The sequence below is a fragment of the Streptomyces mayteni genome, from assembly GCF_054783955.1.
On record NZ_BAAGPR010000075.1, the window covers coordinates 1 to 22,453 of the forward strand.

Here is a 22,453-nt window from a genome sequence, read left to right on the forward strand (position 1 = left end):
TGCTCAGCGCGCAGCCGCTCGGCGGCCGCCGCCGCGGCGGCGTGCGCGCCGCCCTGCCCGCCGCCGCGCCTGGCGGCGGCCTCGGGGGCGTCCAGCGGCTCGTAGCGCACCACGAGCCAGGACCGCACCGCGACCGGGCGGCCGCCGAAGGGGAGTTGGCGGTAGGCCACCGTGGGTTGGAACCGGTGGTGGAAGTCCCGGGACCAGACGCCGAACCGCTCCACCACGATCTGCGCGGCCGCCGGCCCGGCCGGGTCGGCGGCCAGCCAGCGGGCGACGATCTCGGCGGGCAGCGCGGGCAGCACGCCGCCGGGGAACGCGGCGACGGCGGCGTGCCCGCGCCCGTCCGACACCACGCCGAGCCCTCCCCCAGGCCCCTGGGGGCCTGGGAGGTGCCCCCAGCGTCCTGGGGTGTTGCGGTCGGTGACCTCCGTGACGGTGAGGGCCGGCAGCAGCGCCCTGGCCACGCCGAGGCCGCCGGCCCGCGCCGCGGGCGGCGCCGTGACGGCCAGCCGGCCGCGCCGCAGCCTGGCCAGCAGGCGCCGGTCGACCCAGTCCCCGCGGAACCTGGCCAGCGAGCCGAGCGCCAGCAGCGCCCCGGCGCCGACGAGGACATACGCCCAGTGGCCCCAGGCGCTCCGCGCCACGAGGCCGGCGGCGACGCCCCCGAGCCCGGCCTCCACGGCCACCAGCCGGGCCCGCCAGGACCGCGCGGGGGCGATGCGCAGGCGTCCGATGCGCAGGCGTCCGATCAGCGTGGTCACTCGCTCTCACTCCTTCGCTCCTCGGCCGCCGCCTCCGGGTCGAGGACCGGCCCGGCCGGCAGCAGCGCCACATAGGCGGTGGGCAGGGACGGCGCCGCGGCCGGGTCGTACCCCAGGCGTTCGACGGCGTCCGGCGAGGCGAACGGGTAGGCCACGCCGCCGTCGGTGACCAGCGTGTGGGTGCCGCCCGCGCCGCCGGAGGAGGCGGCGCGCACCACCGCGCCCGAGCCCGCCGGCAGGTAGATCCGGTCCAACAGGCCCAGCCGGCCGCCGTTCAGGGCCGCGACGGGCGCGGTGTCCCCGGGGTCGGGCATGGTCGGCGGCAGGTGCACGGTCGCCCGCCAGGGGGCGTTCCCCGGCTCGCTGCCCGGCGGGGTGCTGACGCAGACGGGCTGGTTGCGCTCCGGCGCCCCGGCCTCGGGCACCTCCTCGGGCCACGCCGGATCGCCCGGGTCGCCGCCGGTGCGGGGCGCGGCTGCGGCCGCCGAGAAGGTGATCGCGTGGTCCTCGCCAGGCCAGGTGACCAGCAGGGTGTGGACGAGTTCGGACACGGGGGCGAGGCCGTCGGGACGCACCAGGAAGTGCTGGCGGGCGGCGCCCTCGTCGTCGGTGTGGGCGATGTCGCCGACGGCCGCGTCGAAGGGCAGCTCGACCGAGGGCGCGTCGCCGGCGCCCGCCGCCGGCTCCGGCACGGTGATCGAGGGGCCTTCGGGGACGGTGGCGACGAACTCCGCGGGCAGTCGCACGGGTTGCCTGGGGAGCCCCAACAGGTCGCGGACGCCGGGCTCGACGGCGTACCGCCGGCCCTCGGTCAGCAGCCAGAGACGGTCGTCCTCCGTCTGAGCGAGCAGCGTCGCCCCACCGCCCTCGGTGTCCCCGGTCGGCACGCCAGGCACGGCGACGAACAGCGCGGTGTCCACCGGCTCCTCGCCGGTCTCGGCGGGCGTGGCGCACAGTGTCCAGGCGCCGTCGAGCAGGTCGTCGGCGTCCGGCAGCGCGTCCGGGGCGCCGGGGATCCCGACGGGCAGCCCGCGCGGCGCCTCGTCCAGGGTCGCCTGGCGCACCTCGGTGAGCTGGCCGCCGCCGGCCAGCAGCGCGGAGGCGAGGTTGAGCGCGGGGTACGCCACGCCGTCCACCACCGCGTAGGAGTCGCCGCTCGCGCCGACCACCACCGCGCCGTCGCTCGGCAGGGACGGGCCCCGCCCGCCGCCGAGCCAGCCGGCGATGCCGAAGCCGGCGACGACGAGGACGCCGACCGCCAGGCTGGCGCCCAGCGCGCGGTTCAACCGGCGGCGCGGATCGAGACGCGCCTCGTCCGCGCCTCGCAGGAGGCTGGTGCTCATCCGGCGGTTGGCGTACGCGTGCGCCTCCGCCTGCTCGCGTGTCGTTGCCATGGCTAGGGTGTCCGCTTCCGGTTCTGGTGCGCGGTCGGGTGGTCGGTGGTGGTGCCGTCGTCGCCGCTGCCGGCGCTTCCGCCTTCGCCGCCGCCGAGCCCGGCGAGGCGGGCGGCGGGGGGTTCCGGCGGGGCGGTCGGCTCGGCGGCCGGCCGGTCTCGGGCGGAGCCGGCCCGCCAGCCGCGCCCGGCGGCGCGCCGCACCCCGGGCGCCGCCAACAGCCCGAGCAGCACGGCGAGCAGCAGCACGCCGCTGACGGCGAGTCCGGTCGTCCGGGTCGGGTCGAGCAGCGGCTCGTCGCGGGGGATGGGGGGAACGTCGACGCGGCCCGCCGGTGCCTCGGCACCGTCCTCCGCGTGCTCCGGCCCCTCGAGGTGGGTGAGCGCGCCGAACGGGTCGACGAGGCCGGTGCCGGTGTGGTCGTTCCGGCCGCCGCCCAGGGGCGTGGCCGAGCGGGTCAGCCGCTCCGCGACCTCGGCGGCCGACAGTTCGGGGAAGCGGGACCGCACCAGCGCGGCGGCGGCCGAGACCTGCGCGGCGGCCATGCTGGTCCCGCCCGCCACCCGGTAGCCCTCGCCGCCGGGGGAGACCACCACCTGGTCGGCGCCGATCGCGGCCAGGTCCACCCAGGGTCCTGAGTTGGAGGAGTCGAGCGGCGCGCCTTCGGCGTCGACGGCGCCGACGGCCAGCACCCCTTCGTAGGCCGCCGGGTACATCAGGCCGCCGCTGACGTTGGCGTTGCCCTCGTTGCCCGCCGCCGCGACGACCACGACGTCCGCGGCCAGGGCGCGTTCGACGGCCGTCCGGATCGGCTCGTGGTCGGTGGCCACGGCGAGCGAGAGGTTGACGACGCCGGCGCCGCCCGCCACGGCGTCGTCGATGGCGGCGGCGAGCGTGCGCGGGGTGGCCCGCTCCACGCCGTCGGCGATGCGGACGGGGTAGACGGTGGCCCCTGGCGCCACCCCCGTCACGCCGTCGCCCTCGGCACCGCCCGCCGCGATCAGTCCGGCCACGGCCGTGCCGTGCCCCTCGCAGTCCCGCTGCCGTGCCGGGGCCTCGGCCGTGAACTCCCGCTCGTCGCGCACTCCGACGAACTCCCGGCCGCGCTCCACCCGCCCTTCGAGATCGGGGTGGGCGGCGTCCACGCCTGAGTCGACGACGGCGACGGTGACGCCCCGGCCGGTGGACAGGTCCCAGGCCTGGGGCAGCCCGAGCAGCTCGACCAGCGGGCGGAGCTCGACCCCGTCGGGAAGCTCCTGCGGGCCCACCGTCGTGCGGCACGGCGCCGAGGCGGCGGCGGGGCTGACGGCGCCGGACAGCGCCACGGCGGACACGGCGGCGGCGAGGAGTGCGAGCGCCGTGCCGAGGGACGACCGGTGGTCGGGCACGGCCCTCACGCCCTCAGGTTCAGCAGGGCGCCGGGGACTTCCCACACGGCGAGCGCGAGCGGGACCACCGCCACGAGCAGCAGCGTCTCCAGCACGTCAAGCGCCCTGACCAGCCGGGGGTTGGGACGGCGGCGCCCGGCCGCGAGCCCCACCCCGGCCGCGACCAGGGCGACCGTCAGGACCACCGGCAACACGACGCCGAGCAGCGGTGCCGGCTGGGACCAGCGGTCGACCACCGTGAACACCGCCGCCCCGCAGGCCGCGAGAAACGCCGTCACCGACGCCGTCGCGACCTGCGCGGACTCCCGGAACAGCCGGGCCCGCAGCAGCATCAGCGCGGTCAGGACGCCGCCGAGCACCCCGGCCCACAGTTCGGTGGCGGCGAGGAGCCAGAGCGTCGCCCCGCCCGCGACCAGGTGACTGCCGAGGACCATCCCGCCGAGCAACCGGCGCGCCGCGGCGACCCGCGCCGTCAGCCGCTCGTGTGCGAGCAGGCTCGGCAGCCGCTCCAACTCCTCGGTGGTGGAGGCGAGTTGCGGGGCGGGTAGGCGGGCGACGCGCAGCGCGAGCGTGGGCCACAGCGTGGTCAGCGCCAGCGCGAAGGGCCCGGCGACCGACGCCGCCTCCGCCGGGCCGACGTCCCGCCAGATGACGGGGAGCGCGGCCCCCACCGCCGCCAGCGGCCCCGCGACGACCAGCGCGGCGAACGCCCCGTCCCCGCCGCCGACCAGGACGGGGCCCAGCATGCCGAGCGCCGCCACCACCGCGCACGCCACCAGCAGGTGCGTCGCGCCGAGCCCTTCCGCGTCGTGGCCGGCGCCCAGCAGCCGGACCGTGCCCACCACGGCGGGCACCACCGCGAGCAGGCCGGCGAACGTCCCCGCGCGGAGGTCGTCGAAGCCGCGCGAGGCCAGCACCCCCACTCCCAGCGTGAGCGCGGCCGTGGCCAGCGCGAGCCAGCCAGGCACCGCGCCCGGGGCCACGGCGAGCGCGGCGCAGCCGGTCAGCAGGGCCAGGGCGACCAGCGCGGCGGCGCCGTGGCGGCTGGCCCTGGCCGGCCAGGTGACGCGGACGCCGTGCTCGCCGACGACCTCCACGACGTCGTCGTAGAGCGGCGGGGTGGCGTCGGCGTCGCCGTGGGCCAGGAACAGCAGGTCGCACTCGGCGACGTCCTGTTCGGCCAGGGAGGTGGCGGCGTCGAGACGGCTGCCGTCGACCCGGTGCACCGCCCAACCGCCGTGCCGCACCCCGCCGTCGGGGCCCGGGTCGACGCCGACGTGGCGCAGCAGCGTCGGAAGCAGCACCGCGAGTGGCACGGCCGCCGGGACGGCGAGGTCCACGCGGCCCGCGGGCCCGGCGAGGCCGATGCGGACGAACGCCGCCGTGGTGGGCGGGGCGGCTGGGCGGAGGGTCGGGCTGGCGCTCATGGCTCATCGGTCCCTACGTGGACGGACTGGGGTGTCGGAGGGTGGTGTCGGACTGGAGTCTCGGAGTGCGGTGTCGGACTCCGCACGGGCGAGCTGCACCGGCACGTTGCCGAGCCTGCGGTGCAGCAACAGGCCGCGGCCCCTGGCGCGTTGGGCGGGTTTGACCCCCCAGATCGGCATCTCGTCCTTGGGGACGCTGAGCAGCACGGCCGGGAAGTTGAGCTCCTTCATCCGCCCGAGCACCGGTTCGAGCACGGCCCGGCCCGCGCCGCCGGCCTGCCGGGTGACGAAGAGGTGCAGCCCCATGGACCTGGCGTGCGGCAGGAAGTCGAGCAGCGCGGTGAGCGGATTGCCCCGGGAGGTGGCGACCAGGTCGTAGTCGTCGACCAGCAGGTAGATCTCGGGCCCCGTCCACCAGGAGCGGTTCCGCAGTTGCTCGGGCGTGATGTCCGGGCCAGGCACCCGCTTCTGCAGCCCCTCGGCGAGGCCGCCGACGACCGACATCGAACGCTCCAGGGTGGTCGAGTACCCCAGCAGGTGCGGCCCCTCGAACTCCCTGAGCATCGTCATCCGGTGGTCGAGCACCACGAGTTTCGCCTGCTGGGGCGTGTTCCCGGCGACGACCTGCCGGGCCACCGACCGCAGCAGGCCGGTCTTGCCGCTCTCGCTGTCGCCGACGACGATCAGGCCCGGGTCCTCGCCGGGGACGAGCACGACCGGTTCGAGGCGGTTGCCCTCCACGCCGATCGCGACGCCGGGCTGCCGCGCGGACGTCTCGGGCAGCGCGGCCGGATCCCAGGTGCTGGGCAGCAGCCGTACCCTCGGTGCCCGCGGCCCGTGCCACGCCTCGTCGACACGGCGCACCAGGTCGTGCACCCCGTCGGCGAGCCTGTCGGCCGAGCGGACGCCGTCCGCGCGGGGCACGGCCACCAGGAAGTGCAGCTTCTCCACGCTGATGCCGCGCCCCGGGCGGTCGGTGGGGACGGTCTGTTGCAGCTTGCGGTCGACCTCGGAGTCCAGCGCGTCGCCGAGCTTCAACTCCACCTTGGTGCCGAGCAGGTCGCGCAGGCTCATGCGCATGTCCATCCAGCGGTTGCCGGTGACGACGAGGTGGATCCCGTAGGTCAGCATCCGCCCGGCCACGCCCATCAGCACGTCCTCGATCTCGGGGTAGCCCTGCCGCAGCACCTGCCAGCCGTCGACGACGAGGAAGACGTCCGCGAACCCCTCGTCGGGCAGCCGTCCTTCGGCCCGTGCCGCGCGCACGCCCGCCATCGACTCGATGCCCAGCTCGCGGAACCGGGTCTCACGTGTCTGGAGGAGTTCCAGCACCTCGGCGACGGTGCGGTTGACCAACTCGGTGTCGGTTCGGCCCGCGACGCCGCCGACGTGCGGCAGGCCGACGAGGGGGAAGAGCGTGCCGGAGAAGTCCAGGCAGTAGAACCGCACTTCCTCCGGGGTGTGACGCAGCGCCAGCGAGGTGACCAAGGCGCGCAGCGCCGTGGACTTGCCGCTGAGGGGGCCGCCGACGACGGCGACATGGCCGCCGGCGCCGGTGAGATCCAGCTCCAGCGGATCGCGGCGCTGGTGGAAGGGGCGGTCGACGACGCCGATGGGGGCGGTCAGCGGCGGGCGGGCCGGGGAGCTGCCGAAGCCGCGCCCCTCGCGCACCGCCAGGTCGCCGAGCAGGGCGTCGAGCGGCTCCGGGGTGTCGAGCGGCGGCAGCCACACCTGGTGGGCCCGGGCCGCCTGCCCGGCCATCCGGTCGACCATGACGCTCAGCACCGTGGTGCCCAGCTCCTCGTGCTCCCCGAACTCGTCGGGTTCTGGCGCCGGTGCCGGCTCCGGCTCGGTCCGCTGCTCGTCCGGCACCGGCACGTGGCGCGCCGGGAACCGGCGCACGCCGAGCGCCCCGCCGAGCGCCGGGCCGCCGCCGTCCCCACCGGTGCGGTACGGGCCCGACACGTACGCGGCCCGGAACCTTCTGAGCGTGGCGGTGTCGGTCTTCAGGAACCCGTGGCCGGGGGCGTTGGGCAGATGGTGCGCGTCCGGCACGCCGATCGCGGTGCGGGACTCGGACTCCGAGAACGTCCGCAGCCCGATCCGGTACGACAGGTGTGCTTCCAGGCCGCGCAGCCGGCCCTCGTCGAGGCGCTGCGAGGCCAGCAGCAGGTGCAGCCCGAGCGACCGCCCGAGCCGCCCGATTTGCGCGAACAGGTCGGCGAAGTCCGGCTTCTGGGCGAGGAGTTCGGAGAACTCGTCGACGACGATGAACAGGCTGGGCAGCGGCGGGAGTCGCACGCCGCGCTGCCTGGCCCGCTCGTAGTCGCGGACCGAGACCAGGTTCCCGGCGTCCCGCAGCACCTCCTGTCGCCGGTTGATCTCGCCCGACAGTGCCTCCCGCATCCGGTCGACCATGCTCAGGTCGTCCTCCAGGTTGGTGATGACGGCCGCCACGTGCGGCAGCTCCGCCATCCCGGCGAACGTCGCGCCGCCCTTGAAGTCCACCAGCACGAGGTTCAGTTGATCGCTGCCGTGCGTCGCCGCCATGCCCAGCACCAGCGTCCGCAGCAGCTCCGACTTCCCGGAACCCGTCGCCCCCACCAGCAGCCCGTGCGGGCCCATGCCGTTCTGCGCCGACTCCTTGATGTCCAGCTCCAGGAGCCCGCCGTCGGCCGACACCCCCACCGGGGCGCGCAGCCGGTCGCGCATCGGCCGGTGCCGCCACAGCGACGACAGGTCGAGCTGCCCCGGATCGGCGATCCCCAGCAGGCTCGGCAGCGTGTTGACGACGCCGGTCAGATCCTCCGCGTCGGCCGCCGACGCCCCCACGTCCACCCGGAACCGCCCGAGCCGGCGCGCCAACCCCTCGCACTCCGCGGCCGACAGGCCGCCGGCCCGCCCCAACTCGTCCCGGGTGTCCCCCGCCACCACCGCGAGCCGCCGCTCCCCGTCGACCTCGAGCCGCACCCCGTGCCCCTCCACCAGCGGCGCGGTCGCGTTCCCGGCCACCTCGAGCACGGTGACCGCCTGGAGCCCGTTCGGGTCGAGCAGCGCCTCGCCGCCGGTGACCAGGCCGCCGTCGAGCACCACCAGCAGATGCGGCAGCTCGGGATCGGGCCGCGCGCTCCGGTTGAACCGCGTCCTGCGGGTCAACTCCGCGCCCAGCCACTCCTCCAGCGCGGCGAGCGAGGGATGCAGCATCCGCACCGGCCCGACGTGGTCCACGTCCCGCGGATGGTGCGCGTGCGGCAGCCACTTCACCCACGACCAGCGCGGCCCCTCGATGTCGGCGGCGCAGACCACGACGCGCAGATCCTTGGGCGAGTGGAACGTCACCGCGTGCGCGAGCACCGCCCGCGCCACCGCCCGCGCCCCTTCGCCCGCCCCGTCGAAGGACAGCGCGGCGAACCGGCGCAACGCCAGCAGCAGCGGCAGGTCGGGCACCACGGCGTGGGTGTCGACGAAGCGGCGCAACGCCACGGCGCTCAGCGGATCCAGGTCCTCCACCGGCGCGGTCTCGGCCGCCACCAGCGGCGTCGCCAGATACCGCGCCCCCGAACCGACCCGCACCACCCCGAAGTCGTCGTCCCCGGCCCGCCGCTCCCACATCCGCCGGCTCTCCGCCACCACCCACAACGCCCGCGGATCCGGCGCGTCCCACTCCAACGCCCGCCGCTGCGCCAGCGCGGTCCGCCGCACCTCCGTCCTGGTGCGCTCCAGATACCGCAGATACTCCCGCCGGTCGTTGCGCGCGACGGTCCTGGTCTTCGACCGCTGCCAGACGACGGACCCGACGACCATGGCCACACACGACACGAGGAACATCGCCCCGACGACGTACCCGATGGGGCCGCGCCCCATCGTCAACATGTACATCACAGAACCGAGCCCACTGAGCGCGGGCAACGCCATCATCCACGCGTTGGCGTCCTCCGGCTGCGGCAGCTGCGGCGGTGCCTGCACGACGACCCTCTGGTCGGGAACGACGGGCTGCGCGGCCCGCGGGGGGCGCCGGAACACGGTGATGGTCTCCCTGCTCACCTCGGTTGCTCCTCGGCCTGCTCGGAAGGATCCAGGCGGCGCTCGGCCGTCGCCCTGTCGTCGGGATTGAACTCCGGGACGTGGCGTGACCCCATGGCGGCGGCGATGTCACGGCTGACGTCGCCCCCCAGCCGCTCCTCGACGTCGTCCAGCGCGGGGTTCGCGACACTTCCGGCGATGTCGAATCGCTCTGTGACGGTGCTGGCGGGCGGCATGTCGATCCGGTCCAGGGGCGCCCCCTCGTTGTGCGCGGCGGCGAGGGCCGAGAGCACGGTGTAGCGCATCCTCTCGTCGTTGAGGAAGGCACCTTCGAGTTGGTAGTCGCCCAAGGCCCGCGGCGCCTGCGGTTCGAATTCGGGGAAAGCCGATTCCGCCACCGACCAGCCCTGCTCCGTCAAGGACATGCCGACGCCGAGGGGACCTGGAGCCATTCCGGCGACACCCAGAATGGCTCCCGCGCTCGCTGTGGCGAGATCCCGTCGCAGCTCGTTCTCCTTGTCCTCGCGGCCCTGATAGTGGTTGATCACGTCTTGCTCGCCCCAACTGACCAACTGATTGAGGGTGCCGATCCGATTCATCGTGGTGAAGGCGTCCGCGCCGCCATCCGCGTAGCGCTCATAGGCCAGGCCGTACTGAACGGCGTTGACTCCGGTCTTGAAGTACTCGTTGACCGTCGGGTCCGCGGCGGCCATGAGGCTGAACGTGCCGTACCTGTCGCGTTCGGCATAGGGATTCGCGCCATAGCCGGCGATGTCGTCCATGCGGCGAAGCGCGGTATCGGCCACGGCTCCTTGGAGGGGGACGACGTCGGGTGGGAAGTCGGGGGGAGGACCGTCCGTGCTCCAATCGGGGACGAGTTCCTCGGGATTATCGGTGTAGAAGGTGAGGACTCCGTCGGCGACGCTCTTCTGCTCGACGGTCAGCCCCTCCGCGCCGGGGTACGTGGCGCTGCGAATGACGTCGGCGATGCCCTGGCTGTCCTGCCAGTCGACCGCGAGGAACCGCTCACGGGTGCTCTGCTGGGAGAGCAGGTCGAGTGAGGCGTCCGCGTTGCGGGACGCGTGGGAGAGCAGGTCGCTGCTGCCGGTGAGCGGCTCGCTGGGGACGAAGTTGCGGCGGTCGATGGCCTCCTGTACTCCGAGGGAGGCGATGCCCGTGGTGCGGGCGAAGTCGTCGCCGGGGGTGAGGGCGGAGCTCTCCATCAGCCTGCCGAAGCCGTTGAACGCCTCGACGCCGCCCGGTTCTGTGATGCGCTGGTCGTAGCCGTAGAGGTACTCGGCGATGGAGTCGGGCACCTGCTGCGCGCCGCCGGTGCCCGACACGTCGATGCCGCCGATGTCCGGGTTCATCAGCATGTCGATGCCGTTGGCGACGTTCGTTTTCGCGAAGCCACTGAGGTCTTCCATCGACCCCAGCTTCGCGAGTGCCTCGGGGCTGAGCGTGTTGTAGAACGCCTGCAGGTAGGTGCTCTCCTGAGGGGTCAGCCCCCGCTGGGCCACCTGGCCCGGGGCGAGGGGATCCCCGAAGACGCCGCCGGTGATCGACTGCAGGTTCTCGGTGTACAACTCGAGATACAGCTCGTCGGGGTTGTCCTTCGCCATCTCGGCGTTGATCCGCTCGGCCGTGAACCGCGCCATCTCCGGAGTGGCGAATATGTCCACCGGCCCCGATGCGACGTTGTATCCCCACTCTCCGAGGTCCGCTGCCATTTCCGTCAGCGCGTGGCGGTACATCGCGATCTGGGCATCGATCGAGCCGCCGGTTCCGCGAGCGTCGTCGCCGGCCCCTTGAAGATACGTATCCCGGATGTTCGTGGGCAGTTCGGGCGGAAGCGTGACGGTCCCGTCCGGCAGCCGGCCGAAGGTCACGCTGTTCTGCTTGTACACGATCGTCGGCAACGTCGCCGTCGGATTGTTCTGGTACTGCTGCTGGATGCCCTGCCGCGTCGTCTCCCAGTAGTTCCAGTCCTGCAGCGCCTCGGCCTGGTAGTTCCCGATCCTGGCGTCCAGTCCGTTCGGGGTGATCGCCGCATTGACCTGGTTCAGCGTGTCGGACGCCCTTCTCATCGCTCTGAAGTTGTATTCGACGGCCTGGTCGAGCCGTTCGTCCCTGATATTGACCCGCGTCTCGTCGAACCGCTCGCTGGAGACAGCCAACGGGGCACCGTTCACGGCCCCGGCCGGCTCCGAGATGGCGTCAGCGCGCGTGGCGAGGTCCTTGACATCGCGTGCGCCGTCCGCCGCCTCCAGCAAAGCGTCGCCGGCGCGGGCCATATGGGGGAGATTGATCTCGCCGTTGAATCTGGTTTGGGTGGCCCACGGATCCTGGCCGCCAGCCCTCGCCACTATTTCTTCTCTCGTGAAATCGAATCCAGGGTTCGCCATGACTCATCCGTTGTGGTTCCAGGCCAGACCGTCGGCGACGCTCTGGTCCGCCGGTACCCGTATGGACGCCGCGCCGAGTGCCTGACCGGCGGCGGCGTCCATCTGCTCGCCGGTGTCGGCGACCTGGGTGTCCGCGGCGGCCATGTTCTGCCTGCCCTCCGCCGCGCGGGCCGCGCCGCGGGCCTGGGTGTCGCGCGTCTCGGTGAGGGCGCTGACGAAGGCGTCGGCCCCGCCGTAGCTGGCGGCGTCGACCTGCACCTGGTTGAGGAGCTGCCGGGTGGTCTCCGCCGCGTCGGCGGTGTCGGTGTTGGCGCGGGCCGCTTCCCGGAAGCCCTCGGGGAGGTACCAGAGGCCGTCTGCGGACATGTCGTTCTCCCTTCTGCTCTGCTAGTCGCCGAGCACGCCCTGCGCGGCGCCCGGGCGCGGGGCCCAGACGTCGGGGTCCTCGGTCAGGTCGGTGAGCCGCCGGTTCTGGTGGCCCTGGGCGCCGCGGCCCTGGGCGCCGCGGGTGGCGCCGCCGGCCGCGCCGCCCGCCATGGCGGGCGGGGGCATGAACGGGCGGCCGCCCTGGGCCGCTTCGCGCATGGCCAGTTGGGTCGCGACGTGCGCCCGCTGGTTCATGTTGGTCATGGCCTGGCCCACCAGCTGCCCGCCGAGCCCGCCGGCGCCGGCGATGCTCGGCGGCAGCACGCCGCCGTAGAGGCCGGCGAGACCGCCGGAGCCCACGCTCCCCGCCCCGCCGCCGACCATGGCCAGGCCGGCGGGGGATGCGATGCCGCCGGCGCCGCCGCCCAGGCCCGAGAGCCGGGCCGCGTACTCCGTGACGTCACCGAACGGCTTGCCGGTGACCGGGTCGATCCACCGGCCGGCGGCCGAGTCGAACTCCCGCCCGGTGGCCGGGTCGACCAGGTAGCCGGTGCTGGGGTCGCGCGTCCAGCCGGCGAAGTCGCCCCGCTCGGGGCCGAGCACGCTGGACGCCGGGTACTCCCCGGCACCGACCGCGGCGCCGTTGGGCGCCTGCTGGTCCGCGGCGGCGGCCGAGGCCTCGGCCGCCGCCGCGGATCCCCCCGTACCCGAGGCGGCGGCGCCAGCCGCCGCCGCCCCGGAGGGGCCCGTCGCCGCGGAGGCCGTTGGTGCGGCGACGGGAGCACTGGGGCCGCCGGCGGTGGGGGCCGGCGGCGCCTCGCCCGCGACGACGTTGGCGTACTCCTGGTCCAGCGCCGTGAGCACCGCCTGCGCCCGCGCGTTGAGGGCGTCGATCTGGCCCTCCATCGCCTGCTCGGCGTGGGACGACGAGAACATGCCGCGCTGGGCCATGAGTTGCTCGAACTGCGTTTCCAACTGGATGGCTTCCTGCACGGCCCGCGCCGTGTGGTCGCCGGCCCGCTGGAGTTGCGCGGAGACCTGCTGGGCCAGGGCCGCGGTGCTCGACGTGAAGCCGGACATCTCGTCCAGCCGTGCGGAGAGTTCCGGCAGGCCGACGCCCGGCTCCGCGGCCGCTCCCCGTGCCGTGGCGGTGAGCGCGGCGCTCTCCTCCATACCGGCGTTGGCCAGGGTGAACCAGGCCCCGGAGGCCGCCCTGATCTGGTACTCCCGCGCGCTCTTGATCGTCTCGATCGTCTGCCGGAAGGCGGCCGATGCCGCCGCGATGCTCACGACGCCATGCCTTCCGCGAAGTCGAGCCTGGCCCGGGCCTGTTCCTGGCCGGTGACCCGGGCGTCGAAGTCCCCGAGGGCGGACGTCCGCGCCTGTGCCAGCACCCTGGCGGCCTCCTGGTCGGACTGCTCGCCGATCCTGGCCGCCGCTGCGGCGCTGTTGCGGATGTCGTCGACAGTCCGCCCGCCCTCGGTGACCTGCCGGGTCACGCTGGCGATGGCCGCGGTCAGCGCGGCCGCCGCCGCGGCGCCGTTCGGCACCCGGCCGAACATGCCGGCGTCGGCGCCGATACCGCCGGCGCTCTCCATCATCCTGGCGAGCCGGTCGCGCTCGGCCGCCGCCGCCTCGACATCCCGGGTGGCGGCGATGTTCATCCTGACGTGATCCATGACGTCTCCAGCAACCCCCTCGGGCGGTCAGGCCCGGCCGCCCGACGCGGCGCGGACCATCGCCGCGCCGCCCTCGTTGCCGATGTTCTGGACGTTGCGGATCGCCGTGTTCTGCGACGTGACGCTCTCGTCGTAGCCGGCGGCCTCCCGCTGGAAGATCCGGTCGCGCTCCTCCAGGGTGGCGCCGATCTGGGGGTCCACCAGGCCGGCCGCCACGAGGCCCATGATCTGGCGCTGCACGTCCTGCCAGATCCGGGTGTACTCGTCCTGCTGGCCGGCGGTCTGGGACTGGATGCCGTCGAGGTTCCCGTTCCTGAACTCGATCATTCCGTTGAACGACATGGTTTCTCCTCTCGGGTGCCGTGCGGCACGGTCAGATCTGGGCGGCGACGGAGGCGTCGGATGACACGTTGACGGGGACCACCCGGCCCAGCGCGCCGTGCGCCGCGTCGTCGGTCTCCCGGCCGGTGGCGGACGTCGCTCCCAGGTCCTGGGAGAGTCCGTTCAGGGCGTTCGCGAGGGCCTGGCCGGCCCGGCCGAGGTTCTCGTAGGTCTCCACGGCGGTCGCGGTGCCCGCGCCGTTGTAGGCGGCGCCCACCGTGCCGGCGTGCGCGCCGATCCGCGTGGAGACCTGCTCCATGTCGCCGTACGCGCCGGCGACGATGGCCATGACGCGGTCGACCTCTTCGGGTGAGAGCTTGACCTCTTCGTACATCGGTGCCTCTTCCTTCCGTTCCTTCCGCGTGGTGCCGGTCACTTGACCTGCTGAGGGGATGGAAGCAGAGGGCACTCGGCAGGGGTCCCGAACGACTTCGCGCAGCAAGCGGAACGGCCCGCCGGGGGGAAACCGGCGGGCCGTGGGAGGGAGGCGACGGGCTACGCCGTCGCCTCGTAGAACCGCACCCAGTCGACCTCGAACACGGCCGGCCGCAGGCCGCTCTCACCCGTGAAGTTGTCGAGCTGGATGTTGAGATGCCCGGAGGGCATGTCCTGGATGTCGCCGCGCTCGTCGTTCGCGCCGTCCGCGTAGCGGAACCACTCCTCGCCGTCGACGTAGCCGACCAACGCGTCCGGCGTCCACTCGAAGGCGAAGTTGTGCCACTCGGTCATGTCCACGGGACAGAGGTCGGCCCGTTCCTTCTCGTCCGTGGGGCTCTCCGGGTAGTGCATGAACGACGTGAGGCACTGGGCGTCCGGGTTGGAGTACTCCACCCAGTCGTACTCGCCGTTCTCCAGCCGGTTGCCCGCGGTGGGCCAGATCAGGTGCAGCGGGTGGTAGGTGCCGCCGCTGTCACCGGTGTTGCGGGAGCGCGACCTGATCTCCCAGCGGCCGTACTGGGTTTCCATGTCCTGCCTGAGCCACCCCGTGTCGCCGTTCGCCTCGCCGGTCATGGTGAGGATGCCGTCCGCGACGGCGCTGTTCGCGGCGCAGCGGCGGCCGTTCTCGGCATGCCCAGGCCAGCAGCCCTCCGTGCCGCCGAAGTCGCCCGAGGGCACGGCCCACCGCTCGGGGTCGACCGGGCCCGTGTAGTCGAACTCGTCGGAGATCGGGTGCGGGGTGCCCCAGTCGTACCGCTCGGCGGCCTCCGTCTGGTCAGGGTCGGTTTCCCGGTCGCCGTCGTCGTGCGTGACGGTCACGTCGTGGATCTCGACCTCGCCGTAGTTGGACGAGCTGCACGGGGAGGAGTTGCCGCAGTTGGCCTGGGTGTAGGCGCCGGCCTTGAAGTAGTTGGTGGAGTCGCGGTGTTCGAGGGTCGTCTCCAACCGGCCGTTGTAGTAGATCTCGATCTCACCGCCGCTCACCACGTACCTGATCTCGAAGACCGTGCCCAACTCGTACGCGTCGTCGAGCAGGTGGTAGTTGCTGGTGTCGGGGTCGGTGAGCCAGAGCTCCTCGCCCTCCAGGCGCACCGTGGTGACGTCGTCGTCCCCGCCGTGGATCTGGGCGCCGACGACCTCGGGCTTGTCCTCCGGCAGGTGGGTGAACGCCTCCCGGACGGTCATGGTGTGGGTGCCGGACGTCGAGGACCACTCGGTCTCGTCCCCGCCGCCCGGCTCCATCTCCCGCAGCTCGGACCGCGGATAGCTGGAGCCGCCGGTGGTCACGCCGTTGACGGGCGCGCGGAACCGCACCGCGTCGCCCGAGTCGTCGACCGTGAAGTAGGGGTCGTGGGAGTAGCCGTCGAGTTCGGGCTGGAAGATCTCGGTGGGGTCCTCGTCTCCGCCGATCGGCAGCGTCACCTTCCAGTCGCTCAGGTCGAGGACGTCGGAGGGCAGTTCGGCGTCGCCGCCGCCCCCGTCGTCGCCCTCGGAGCCGCTCCAGACCTCGACCTCGGTGAGGCTGTTCCAGTCGCCCTCGCCGCCACCCTCGTAGCCGTGGCCGAGGTAGCGGATCCTGGAGGTCTGGACGGGGTCGAACTCGTACGACTCCAGGGCCGTCGTCCGGCCGCTGCTCCGGCCGTCGTAGACGGTGACCCAGCGGGAGCCGTCCCAGTACTGCAGCTCGAAGACGTTCTGGCGGCTGCCGCCCTGGTAGACGGCGAGCTTGACCTCGCCGACCGTCCTCGTCGCGCCGAGGTCCAACTGCAGCCAGGCGCCGTCGCCCTCGCCCGACCACCGGGTGCCGAGGTCGCCGTCGACGACGTTCGCCGGCTCGTTCTCGTCGCTGGTGCTCGCCGTGACGGCGCTCGCGCCGGGGGTCCACTGCTCGTCGGCGGCCTGCGCCGTCGCCGGCACGCCCAACGCCGCCGTCCCCGCGACGAGGAAGGCGGCCGCAAGCGGCAGTCGCCCGCCCCTCCGGGGCGCGAAGCGGGACAAGCGGGTATGTGTCACAGGTATCGTCCTCCGCGTTCGAGTTCCGGACATGTCCGCGCGACCGTAGCCGGCGGCCTTCGAGAGGGGTGCCGGAGAACGTCTGGCAGGCGGTGCGCGGACGGCCGGAACGGAGGGCGGGAACGGTAACCTTGTGATGACTCACGGAGAGGGGGCGGACCGTGGCGTTGCCGGCACCCAACTCGTCGAGCAAGGTCAACATCCTGCCGAGGGACTTCGGCAGCCTGTCGCGCGGCCTTCCCGCCGCCGTCCGGGCCGGCACGCTGTTCGTCCTCGGCCCCGGCGGCGGCATGAGCGTCGCGCCCGACACCGAGTTCCGGCTGGTCTTCGGCCGCAGCGAGGCCGACGTCCACGTCTGCGTGGGCGCGGACGACCCGCACGTCAGCCGGCAGCACGGGTACATCGCGCGCGAGCGCGACCACTGGGTGCTGCACAACGCGGGCCGGCTGCCGATCCGCGTCCCGCCCTCCCGCCTGGTGCTCTGCGGGGACCGTGCCGAACTCCCCACCGGCTACACGCCGTTGTTCATCCGCGGCCCGCGCCAGGAGCACCTGCTCGAAGTGCGGATCGCCGGCCCGGTGCCGTCGGCGCCGCCGGCCGTGGAACACGAGGCCGAGACCCGCGGGCCCAGGCTCTGGCCGCTGAGCCCGGTCGAGAAGCTGGTGATCGTCTGCCTCGGCCAGCGCTACCTGCGCAACGAGCCCTATCCGCAGCCGCTCACCTGGGCCCAGGTGGCCGCCGAACTCGGCGAACTGCGCCCGGACGAGCGGTGGAGCGAGCGGCGCGCCGCGCACATCGTGACGAACGTCCGCAAGCGGCTGAGCGGTGCGGTGCCGGGGCTCCTGGAGGAGGAGGTCCCACCGCCGGTCGGCAACACCCTGAACCACAACCTGATCATGGAGTTGCTGGTGAGCACGACGATCCTCAGGGCCGATCTGGCCCTCATGGACGACGGGGACATCGACGTCTGACCCCGCTACGGTGGCGGCATGGCCGACCACATCACGGTTCTGACGACGACGGACAGCAGGGAAGCGGCCGAGGAGTTGGCGCGCTCGGCGGTGGAGGCGCGGCTGGCGGCCTGTGCGCAGGTGGACGGGCCGATCACCAGCGTGTACCGGTGGGAGGGCGCGGTGCGGACCGACCAGGAGTGGCGCGTGCTGTACAAGCTGCCGGCGGCCGGGTACGCGGAGTTGGAGGCGCACCTCAGGGCCGTCCACACCTACGACACCCCGGAGATTGTCGCCGCCGACATCGTCCACGGCAGCGCGGCGTATCTGGCCTGGATCGACCAGGAGACCGCGGTGCGTTGACCGCCGTGGGCGGAGGCGCGCGCCGGGCGGCGGGCGGGAGCAAGTAAGGTGCGCCGGGTGAATGATGCTCGCGTCCCGGCCACGTTCCGTCTCGTCGTCACGGGGGGAGGAACCGGCGGTCACACGTATCCCGCACTCACCGCGATCCGCACGCTGCAGGCCAGGTTGGCGGCCCATGGCGGCGCACTCGACGTCCTGTGGATCGGCACCCCGGAGGGTCTTGAGGCGAAGGTCGCGCCGGCCGCCGGCATCGCCTTCGCGACGGTCGCGACGGGCAAGATCCGGCGGTCCTCGAACCCGCTGAAGATGCTCGGCCCGGCGAACGTCCGCGACATGGCGCGGGTGCCGCTCGGCGTCGTCCAGGCCAGGAAGCTGATCACCGGGTTCCGGCCGGACGTGGTGCTCGCGACCGGCGGCTACGTGGCCGTCCCGGCCGGGCTCGCCGCCCGGATGGCGAAGCGTCCGCTGGTGCTGCACGAGCAGACCGTCCGGCTCGGTCTCGCGAACCGCCGGCTGGCGAGCTCGGCGGCCCGGATCGCGCTCTCCTCCGACTCCTCGCTGCCGCTCCTGCCCGAGGAGCTGCGGTCCGCCGCCGTCGTGACCGGGAACCCGGTGCGGCCCGAGGTCCTGACGGGGCACCCGGACAAGGCGATCGCGGCGCTCGGGCTGCCCGGCTTCGACCGGCGGCTGCCGACGCTCTACGTCACCGGCGGCGCCCAGGGCGCGCAGCAGATCAACGGCCTGATCAGGGACGCCCTTCCGTGGCTCCTCGAGCGCGCCAACCTCGTCCACCAGTGCGGGCCGGCGAACGTCGAGGCGCTGCGGTCGGCCGCCGCCTCGCTGCCGCCGCACCTCGCGGGCCGCTACCACCTGACGGGGTTCGTCGGCTCCGAGCTTCCCGACGTGCTGGCGCTCGCCGACGTCGTGATCTCCCGCAGCGGCGCGGGCACCCTCGCGGAGCTGACCGCGCTCGGCAAGCCCGCGGTCTTCGTGCCGCTGGCGTCCTCGGCGGGCAACGAGCAGGCGCACAACGCGCGGCATCTCCAGGAGGCCGGCGCGGCGGTCGCCCTGGAGGGCGAGGTCACCGCCGACCACCTGCGGGAGGCGGTCGGCCCGCTGCTCGTCGACCCGGCGCGCCGGCAGGCGATGGCCGCGGCGGCTCGGGCGCACGGACGCCCGGACGCGGCGGAACGGCTCGTGGACGTGCTCCTGTCCGTCGCCGCCGGGTAGCCCCCGCCCTGGCGGTCAGCCCGCCAGGGCCCGGTCGATCACGACCGTGTCGGCCGTCTGCCAGAGACTGGTGAGGCGGCCGTCACGGACCGTCCAGACGTGGGCGAAGCGCGCGTCCGTCGTGTGGCCCGCTTTGGTGAGGCTGTGGTAGTGGCCGAGGACGAAGACGCGGTCGGCGGCCTCGAAGAACTCGTCGCCGACCGGCTGGAAGTACTCGAACAGCGGGCGGAGCGAGCCGAAGAAGTCGCGGGAGACGCTCTCCGCCCCGTGATAGACCCCGCCGCTGGGGAAGCCGGGGGTGACGTCCCAGCTGATGTCCCGGGACATCAGCTCCCGGGCGACGGCCGGGTCGCCCTTGGAGTCGTACAGCCTGCGGACGACGGCGACGTTCGGGGAATCGGCGGGCATGGACAGCTCCTCGACGGTCCGGGGGCACTCACGACACCGCCCCGGGTACCTGCCGCGCCGCGATCGAAACCCCCTCCCGCCCGGGAAGAGCCTCGGAAGGGCCTCAGGCGGCGGGGAAGGGGACGCCGGTCAGCTCGGCCAGTGTGTCGAGCAGCCGGTCCTGGAACGCCGTGTCCCGGACGGCCGGGTGCGGCTCCCGGCGGCGGCGGTGGTACCAGTAGCCGCCGCCCTCGGCCGCCTCGGCGTCGTCGGAGACGGCGAGCCAGCACTGGGTGACGTGCCCCTCCGTCAGGTCGTCCGGCGCGCCCGGGCCGCCCATCCTGGTGGGGACCCAGCCCGGGTCGACGGCGCTGCTCGCCACGCCGGGCCAGCGCCGCGCCACCGCGGCGGCGAGCGCCGTGACGTACAGCTTGCTGTCGCTGTACGCCTGGCCCGAGCGCCACGGGCGCGCCGTCCAGTCGACGTCCCGCAGCGAGGCGTCGCCGCCCTCGTGCGCCCCGCTGCTGAGGTAGACGAGCCGCCCAGGGCGCCGGATCAGGGCGGTGAGCCGGTAGGGCGCGAGGGTGTTCACGGCGAGGACGCGCGCGTGGCCGTCCGGCGTGGCGACGCGGCGCGGCTCCAGGTAGACGCCGGCGTTGTGGATCACGGCGTCCTGCCGGCCCAGGCGGTTGACCTGCTCCGCGACGGCGCCCGTCTCGTCGGGGTCCGCCAGGTCGCCGACCACGACCTCGGCGTCCCGGCCGAGCGACTCCGCCAGCTCCGCCGCCCGCCGCTCGTCGCGGGCGTGGAGGGTCACCTGGTGGCCCTCGTCGAGCAGTTGCCGGGTGGCCCCGAGGCCGAGGCCGGTCGTGGAGCCGGTGACGAAGACACGTGCCATGGTGTGCGTCCTCCCGAGGAGTCGGGTTCAGCGGAGTCGGGTTCAGCGGAGCCGGGTCAGTCGTCGATGGTCAGCGGGAACACCGCGGGGCTCACCTCGTCGGGGTCGGGGCCGCCCCGGACGCCGGTGTCCAGGGCGTCGAGCGCCGCGATCTCCTCGGCGGTCAGCGCGAAGTCGAAGACGTCGAAATTCTCCCTGATCCGGTGGGCGTGCACGGACTTGGGGATGGCCGAGAGGCCGTGGTCCAGGTGCCAGCGCAGCAGGATCTGCGCCGGGGTCCTGCCGTAGGCGTCGGCCAGGCCGCGCACCGTGGGGTGTTCGAGCGGGTTCCTCGCGGCGGTGGGGTCGTCGGCCTGGTAGACGTTCACCCCGCCGAGCGGCGACCAGGACTGGGTGATGATGCCGTGCTCGGCGTCGGCCTCGCGCACCGCCCGCTGGGTGAAGAACGGGTGCAGCTCGACCTGGTTGACCGCCGGCACGACCTCGGTGCGTTCGAGGAGGTGCGCGAGGTGGTCGGGGTTGTGGTTGCACACGCCGATCGCCCGCACCCGGCCGTCCGCGAACAGCCGCTCGGCGGCGCGGTAGGCGGCCATGGTCGCCTCCATATCGGCGGGTACCGGCCAGTGCAGGAGGTAGAGGTCCAGGTAGTCGAGGCCCAGCTTCCGCAGGCTGGCGTCGAAGGCGCGCAGCGCTTGGTCGTAGCCGTAGTCGCTCATCCACAGCTTGGTGGTCACGAAGATCTCCGACCGGTCGACGCCGGACCTGACGATGCCCTCGCCTACCTGCCGCTCGTTGAAGTAGGCCGCCGCGGTGTCGATGAGTCGATAACCGGTCTCCAGCGCGATCCGCACGGCGTCGACCGTGTCCTCGGGTGCGCTCTGGTAGACGCCGAGGCCGAGGGCGGGCATCTCGACGCCGTTGGGGAGGGTGAGGGACGGATTGGTGCTGGTCACGGTCATGCGGGCGGGCCTCCTCGGCCTGGGGTGGCGTGTTCGATCGGTCACCCAGTGTGCCCGTCGGCCGGATCCGGGGCCTGGACGCCTCGCCGCGCGGGAGGGGCGGCGCGGGGCCGCGACGATCCGCTACGCGGCGTACCGCGGCCTCGCCGCCGACGCGGTCAGCGGCGACCGACCCGACCCGGTCGCTTCCATGCCCCTGTCTGGTACGGGTTTCCCGGCCGGGTGCCCCTGCGGGGGTGGCAACCCTGGCCGGCCTCGGCCTGATGTCGTACCGGCCGCCGCGGGTGCCGGCGGCGTGCGTGGGCACCTCGCGGAGCGACTGGCCTTGTGCCAGGCGGCGAGCCAGGCCGCCTGTTTCGGCACCGGCACCTCGCAGGCCCGCAGGTAGGCGAGCAGCTGCTGTTCGGTGCCGGGAACCGTCTCCCCGCGCACGATCCGGTGCGCGGTGCTGTGCGGCAGCGCGCCGAATCCGCCCGCGCGCCGTTCCATCGTCCGCAGCGAGGGCCGGCCGGCCGCGACGTGCAGGTCCCGGAGGGCGCCGCTCAGGTCGCCGGCGTCGCGCACGAAGTGCGGGCGGGGCACCGCCGCGGCGCCCGGCGGGGTGTGGACGGCGCGCCTGGCCCGGCGCCAGAGCCGCTCGCCCTGCCGCAACACGCGCCGCCGGTGCCGCCAGTTCCGGGCGGTGCAGGCCGTGAGGTACTCGGCGACCACCGCGCGCTTGGGCAGGGTGCGGCCGGAGGCGGCGCGTTTCAGGGTCGCCTCGGACACCCGTGCGTGGGCGGCGAGTTCCTGGTAGGTGGCCCCGGCCAGCCGGCGCTGCTCGCGCAGGAACGCGGCGAGTGCGGCGAGGCGGGGCACGGCCTGGTCGACGGGAAGTTCGGGGCGCCCCACGCCGGCCTCATCGGCCCGGCGTGAGGGCGGCGCTGACGATGCGGCGCAGCGCGCCGCCGGCCGCGGCCCGGGGCCGGCCGTAGCCGGCGGTCAGCAGCACGCCGGCGCCGATGCCGCCGGCCCCGCTCAGCAGGACGAGCACGTCCTGGACGGCCATGCCCGTGACGGCCAGGGCCGAGGACGCGGCGATGAAGCAGATGATCACGAGGGCGTGGGGCATGCCGAACCGCGGGGGTGGCACGGGGGAGGCGGGTACGGTCGTGTCGGCCATGACGGCTCCTGTTTTCCGGCCGTCCGGTGACCTGGGATCACCAATCACCGGACGGTGCTGCTGGCTCCAAGCGGTGAGGCACTACGGGTGGTTGCCGCCACCGGTCATGTGGTGCCTCGCCCCAGCATCCCAGGCGGGTGGCGGCCAACGGGGCGTCAGCGGGCGTTGGCTCACGGGTGTCCCGGTATCCGGCGGCCGCCGGGCGACGGTGGGCCGTACCGCGCGC

General features: G+C 74.0%; 20 protein-coding genes. 3 read left to right on the plus strand and 17 right to left on the minus strand.

Features of this window, described 5'->3' with window-relative positions; genetic code table 11:
* The 12 genes from ACYVPE_RS27215 to ACYVPE_RS27270 all read right to left on the minus strand — a co-directional run.
* On the minus strand, nt 1-764 hold a 764-nt coding region (locus tag ACYVPE_RS27215; RefSeq protein WP_461036364.1), incomplete at its 3' end, for a type VII secretion protein EccE.
* Nucleotides 761-2,158, minus strand: coding sequence for a type VII secretion protein EccB (gene eccB, locus ACYVPE_RS27220; RefSeq protein ID WP_461036365.1), 1,398 nt, complete (start codon nt 2,156-2,158; stop codon nt 761-763). The genes eccB and ACYVPE_RS27215, both read right to left, overlap by 4 nt.
* A gap of 2 nt (nt 2,159-2,160) precedes the next feature.
* Nucleotides 2,161-3,555: a type VII secretion-associated serine protease mycosin gene (gene mycP, locus ACYVPE_RS27225; protein ID WP_461036366.1), complete on the minus strand. Its 1,395-nt coding sequence runs from the start codon at nt 3,553-3,555 to the stop codon at nt 2,161-2,163.
* Nucleotides 3,552-4,973 carry a type VII secretion integral membrane protein EccD gene (gene eccD / locus ACYVPE_RS27230; RefSeq protein ID WP_461036367.1) on the minus strand — a complete coding sequence of 474 codons (1,422 nt, stop codon included), beginning with the start codon at nt 4,971-4,973 and terminating at the stop codon, nt 3,552-3,554. The genes mycP and eccD overlap by 4 nt, the downstream gene beginning before the upstream one ends.
* 3 nt (nt 4,974-4,976) lie before the next feature.
* The gene (gene eccCa, locus ACYVPE_RS27235) at nt 4,977-9,017 is read right to left on the minus strand and encodes a type VII secretion protein EccCa (protein ID WP_461036368.1); all 4,041 of its coding nucleotides are present in this window, start codon (nt 9,015-9,017) and stop codon (nt 4,977-4,979) included.
* Nucleotides 9,014-11,401, minus strand: a complete 2,388-nt coding sequence (locus ACYVPE_RS27240) for a TPR repeat region-containing protein (RefSeq protein ID WP_461036369.1) — start codon at nt 11,399-11,401, stop codon at nt 9,014-9,016. The genes eccCa and ACYVPE_RS27240 overlap by 4 nt, the downstream gene beginning before the upstream one ends.
* A 3-nt stretch (nt 11,402-11,404) precedes the next feature.
* Complete coding sequence (locus tag ACYVPE_RS27245; RefSeq protein ID WP_461036370.1) at nt 11,405-11,767, minus strand: hypothetical protein; 363 nt, start codon at nt 11,765-11,767, stop codon at nt 11,405-11,407.
* Nucleotides 11,768-11,788: 21 nt separating this feature from the next.
* Nucleotides 11,789-13,057: a hypothetical protein gene (locus tag ACYVPE_RS27250; RefSeq protein WP_461036371.1), complete on the minus strand. Its 1,269-nt coding sequence runs from the start codon at nt 13,055-13,057 to the stop codon at nt 11,789-11,791.
* Nucleotides 13,054-13,446, minus strand: a complete 393-nt coding sequence (locus ACYVPE_RS27255) for a hypothetical protein (RefSeq protein ID WP_461036372.1) — start codon at nt 13,444-13,446, stop codon at nt 13,054-13,056. Before ACYVPE_RS27255 ends, ACYVPE_RS27250 begins: the two co-directional genes overlap by 4 nt.
* Nucleotides 13,447-13,473: 27 nt before the next feature.
* Nucleotides 13,474-13,788 (minus strand): hypothetical protein, encoded by a 315-nt coding sequence (locus ACYVPE_RS27260; RefSeq protein ID WP_461036373.1) that lies wholly within the window; start codon nt 13,786-13,788, stop codon nt 13,474-13,476.
* Between the two features lie 31 nt (nt 13,789-13,819).
* Nucleotides 13,820-14,161 carry a WXG100 family type VII secretion target gene (locus tag ACYVPE_RS27265; RefSeq protein WP_461036374.1) on the minus strand — a complete coding sequence of 114 codons (342 nt, stop codon included), beginning with the start codon at nt 14,159-14,161 and terminating at the stop codon, nt 13,820-13,822.
* Nucleotides 14,162-14,322: 161 nt separating this feature from the next.
* Nucleotides 14,323-16,278, minus strand: a complete 1,956-nt coding sequence (locus ACYVPE_RS27270) for a polysaccharide lyase family 7 protein (RefSeq protein WP_461036375.1) — start codon at nt 16,276-16,278, stop codon at nt 14,323-14,325.
* Nucleotides 16,279-16,439: 161 nt separating this feature from the next.
* Between ACYVPE_RS27270 and ACYVPE_RS27275 the strand changes: the two genes are divergently transcribed.
* Genes ACYVPE_RS27275 through ACYVPE_RS27285 form a run of 3 tightly spaced genes read left to right on the plus strand, consistent with a single transcriptional unit; the run spans nt 16,440 to nt 18,821 of the window.
* On the plus strand, nt 16,440-17,249 hold the full coding sequence (locus tag ACYVPE_RS27275; protein ID WP_461036376.1) for an FHA domain-containing protein: 810 nt from the start codon (nt 16,440-16,442) through the stop codon (nt 17,247-17,249).
* An 18-nt stretch (nt 17,250-17,267) separates the two neighbouring features.
* The gene (gene cutA / locus ACYVPE_RS27280; protein WP_461036377.1) at nt 17,268-17,591 is read left to right on the plus strand and encodes a divalent-cation tolerance protein CutA; all 324 of its coding nucleotides are present in this window, start codon (nt 17,268-17,270) and stop codon (nt 17,589-17,591) included.
* A 57-nt stretch (nt 17,592-17,648) separates the two neighbouring features.
* Complete coding sequence (locus tag ACYVPE_RS27285) at nt 17,649-18,821, plus strand: UDP-N-acetylglucosamine--N-acetylmuramyl-(pentapeptide) pyrophosphoryl-undecaprenol N-acetylglucosamine transferase (protein WP_461036378.1); 1,173 nt, start codon at nt 17,649-17,651, stop codon at nt 18,819-18,821.
* 15 nt (nt 18,822-18,836) lie between these two features.
* Here the strand turns inward: ACYVPE_RS27285 and ACYVPE_RS27290 are convergent, their stop codons facing one another.
* The 5 genes from ACYVPE_RS27290 to ACYVPE_RS27310 all read right to left on the minus strand — a co-directional run bounded on the left by ACYVPE_RS27290 (nt 18,837) and on the right by ACYVPE_RS27310 (nt 22,227).
* Complete coding sequence (locus ACYVPE_RS27290; protein ID WP_461036379.1) at nt 18,837-19,229, minus strand: nuclear transport factor 2 family protein; 393 nt, start codon at nt 19,227-19,229, stop codon at nt 18,837-18,839.
* Between the two features lie 103 nt (nt 19,230-19,332).
* Entirely contained in the window at nt 19,333-20,106 is a 774-nt protein-coding gene (locus ACYVPE_RS27295) for an SDR family NAD(P)-dependent oxidoreductase (RefSeq protein ID WP_461036380.1), read from the minus strand.
* 56 nt (nt 20,107-20,162) lie between these two features.
* Nucleotides 20,163-21,065: an aldo/keto reductase gene (locus tag ACYVPE_RS27300; RefSeq protein WP_461036381.1), complete on the minus strand. Its 903-nt coding sequence runs from the start codon at nt 21,063-21,065 to the stop codon at nt 20,163-20,165.
* A 123-nt stretch (nt 21,066-21,188) separates the two neighbouring features.
* A complete protein-coding gene (locus ACYVPE_RS27305; RefSeq protein ID WP_461036382.1) occupies nt 21,189-21,956 on the minus strand; it encodes a helix-turn-helix domain-containing protein in 768 nt (255 codons plus the stop codon).
* 7 nt (nt 21,957-21,963) lie between these two features.
* Nucleotides 21,964-22,227, minus strand: a complete 264-nt coding sequence (locus tag ACYVPE_RS27310) for a hypothetical protein (protein WP_461036383.1) — start codon at nt 22,225-22,227, stop codon at nt 21,964-21,966.
* Nucleotides 22,228-22,453 lie beyond the last annotated feature (226 nt).

Excerpts from the sequence above, each read along its gene's own strand:
- eccB (WP_461036365.1), bottom strand. The coding sequence starts at position 2,158 with ATGGCAACGACACGCGAGCAGGCGGAGGCGCACGCGTACGCCAACCGC.
- eccD (WP_461036367.1), bottom strand. The coding sequence starts at position 4,973 with ATGAGCGCCAGCCCGACCCTCCGCCCAGCCGCCCCGCCCACCACGGCG.
- ACYVPE_RS27240 (WP_461036369.1), bottom strand. The coding sequence starts at position 11,401 with ATGGCGAACCCTGGATTCGATTTCACGAGAGAAGAAATAGTGGCGAGG.
- ACYVPE_RS27245 (WP_461036370.1), bottom strand. The coding sequence starts at position 11,767 with ATGTCCGCAGACGGCCTCTGGTACCTCCCCGAGGGCTTCCGGGAAGCG.
- ACYVPE_RS27255 (WP_461036372.1), bottom strand. The coding sequence starts at position 13,446 with ATGGATCACGTCAGGATGAACATCGCCGCCACCCGGGATGTCGAGGCG.
- ACYVPE_RS27260 (WP_461036373.1), bottom strand. The coding sequence starts at position 13,788 with ATGTCGTTCAACGGAATGATCGAGTTCAGGAACGGGAACCTCGACGGC.
- ACYVPE_RS27265 (WP_461036374.1), bottom strand. The coding sequence starts at position 14,161 with ATGTACGAAGAGGTCAAGCTCTCACCCGAAGAGGTCGACCGCGTCATG.
- cutA (WP_461036377.1), top strand. The coding sequence starts at position 17,268 with ATGGCCGACCACATCACGGTTCTGACGACGACGGACAGCAGGGAAGCG.
- ACYVPE_RS27290 (WP_461036379.1), bottom strand. The coding sequence starts at position 19,229 with ATGCCCGCCGATTCCCCGAACGTCGCCGTCGTCCGCAGGCTGTACGAC.
- ACYVPE_RS27295 (WP_461036380.1), bottom strand. The coding sequence starts at position 20,106 with ATGGCACGTGTCTTCGTCACCGGCTCCACGACCGGCCTCGGCCTCGGG.
- ACYVPE_RS27300 (WP_461036381.1), bottom strand. The coding sequence starts at position 21,065 with ATGACCGTGACCAGCACCAATCCGTCCCTCACCCTCCCCAACGGCGTC.
- ACYVPE_RS27310 (WP_461036383.1), bottom strand. The coding sequence starts at position 22,227 with ATGGCCGACACGACCGTACCCGCCTCCCCCGTGCCACCCCCGCGGTTC.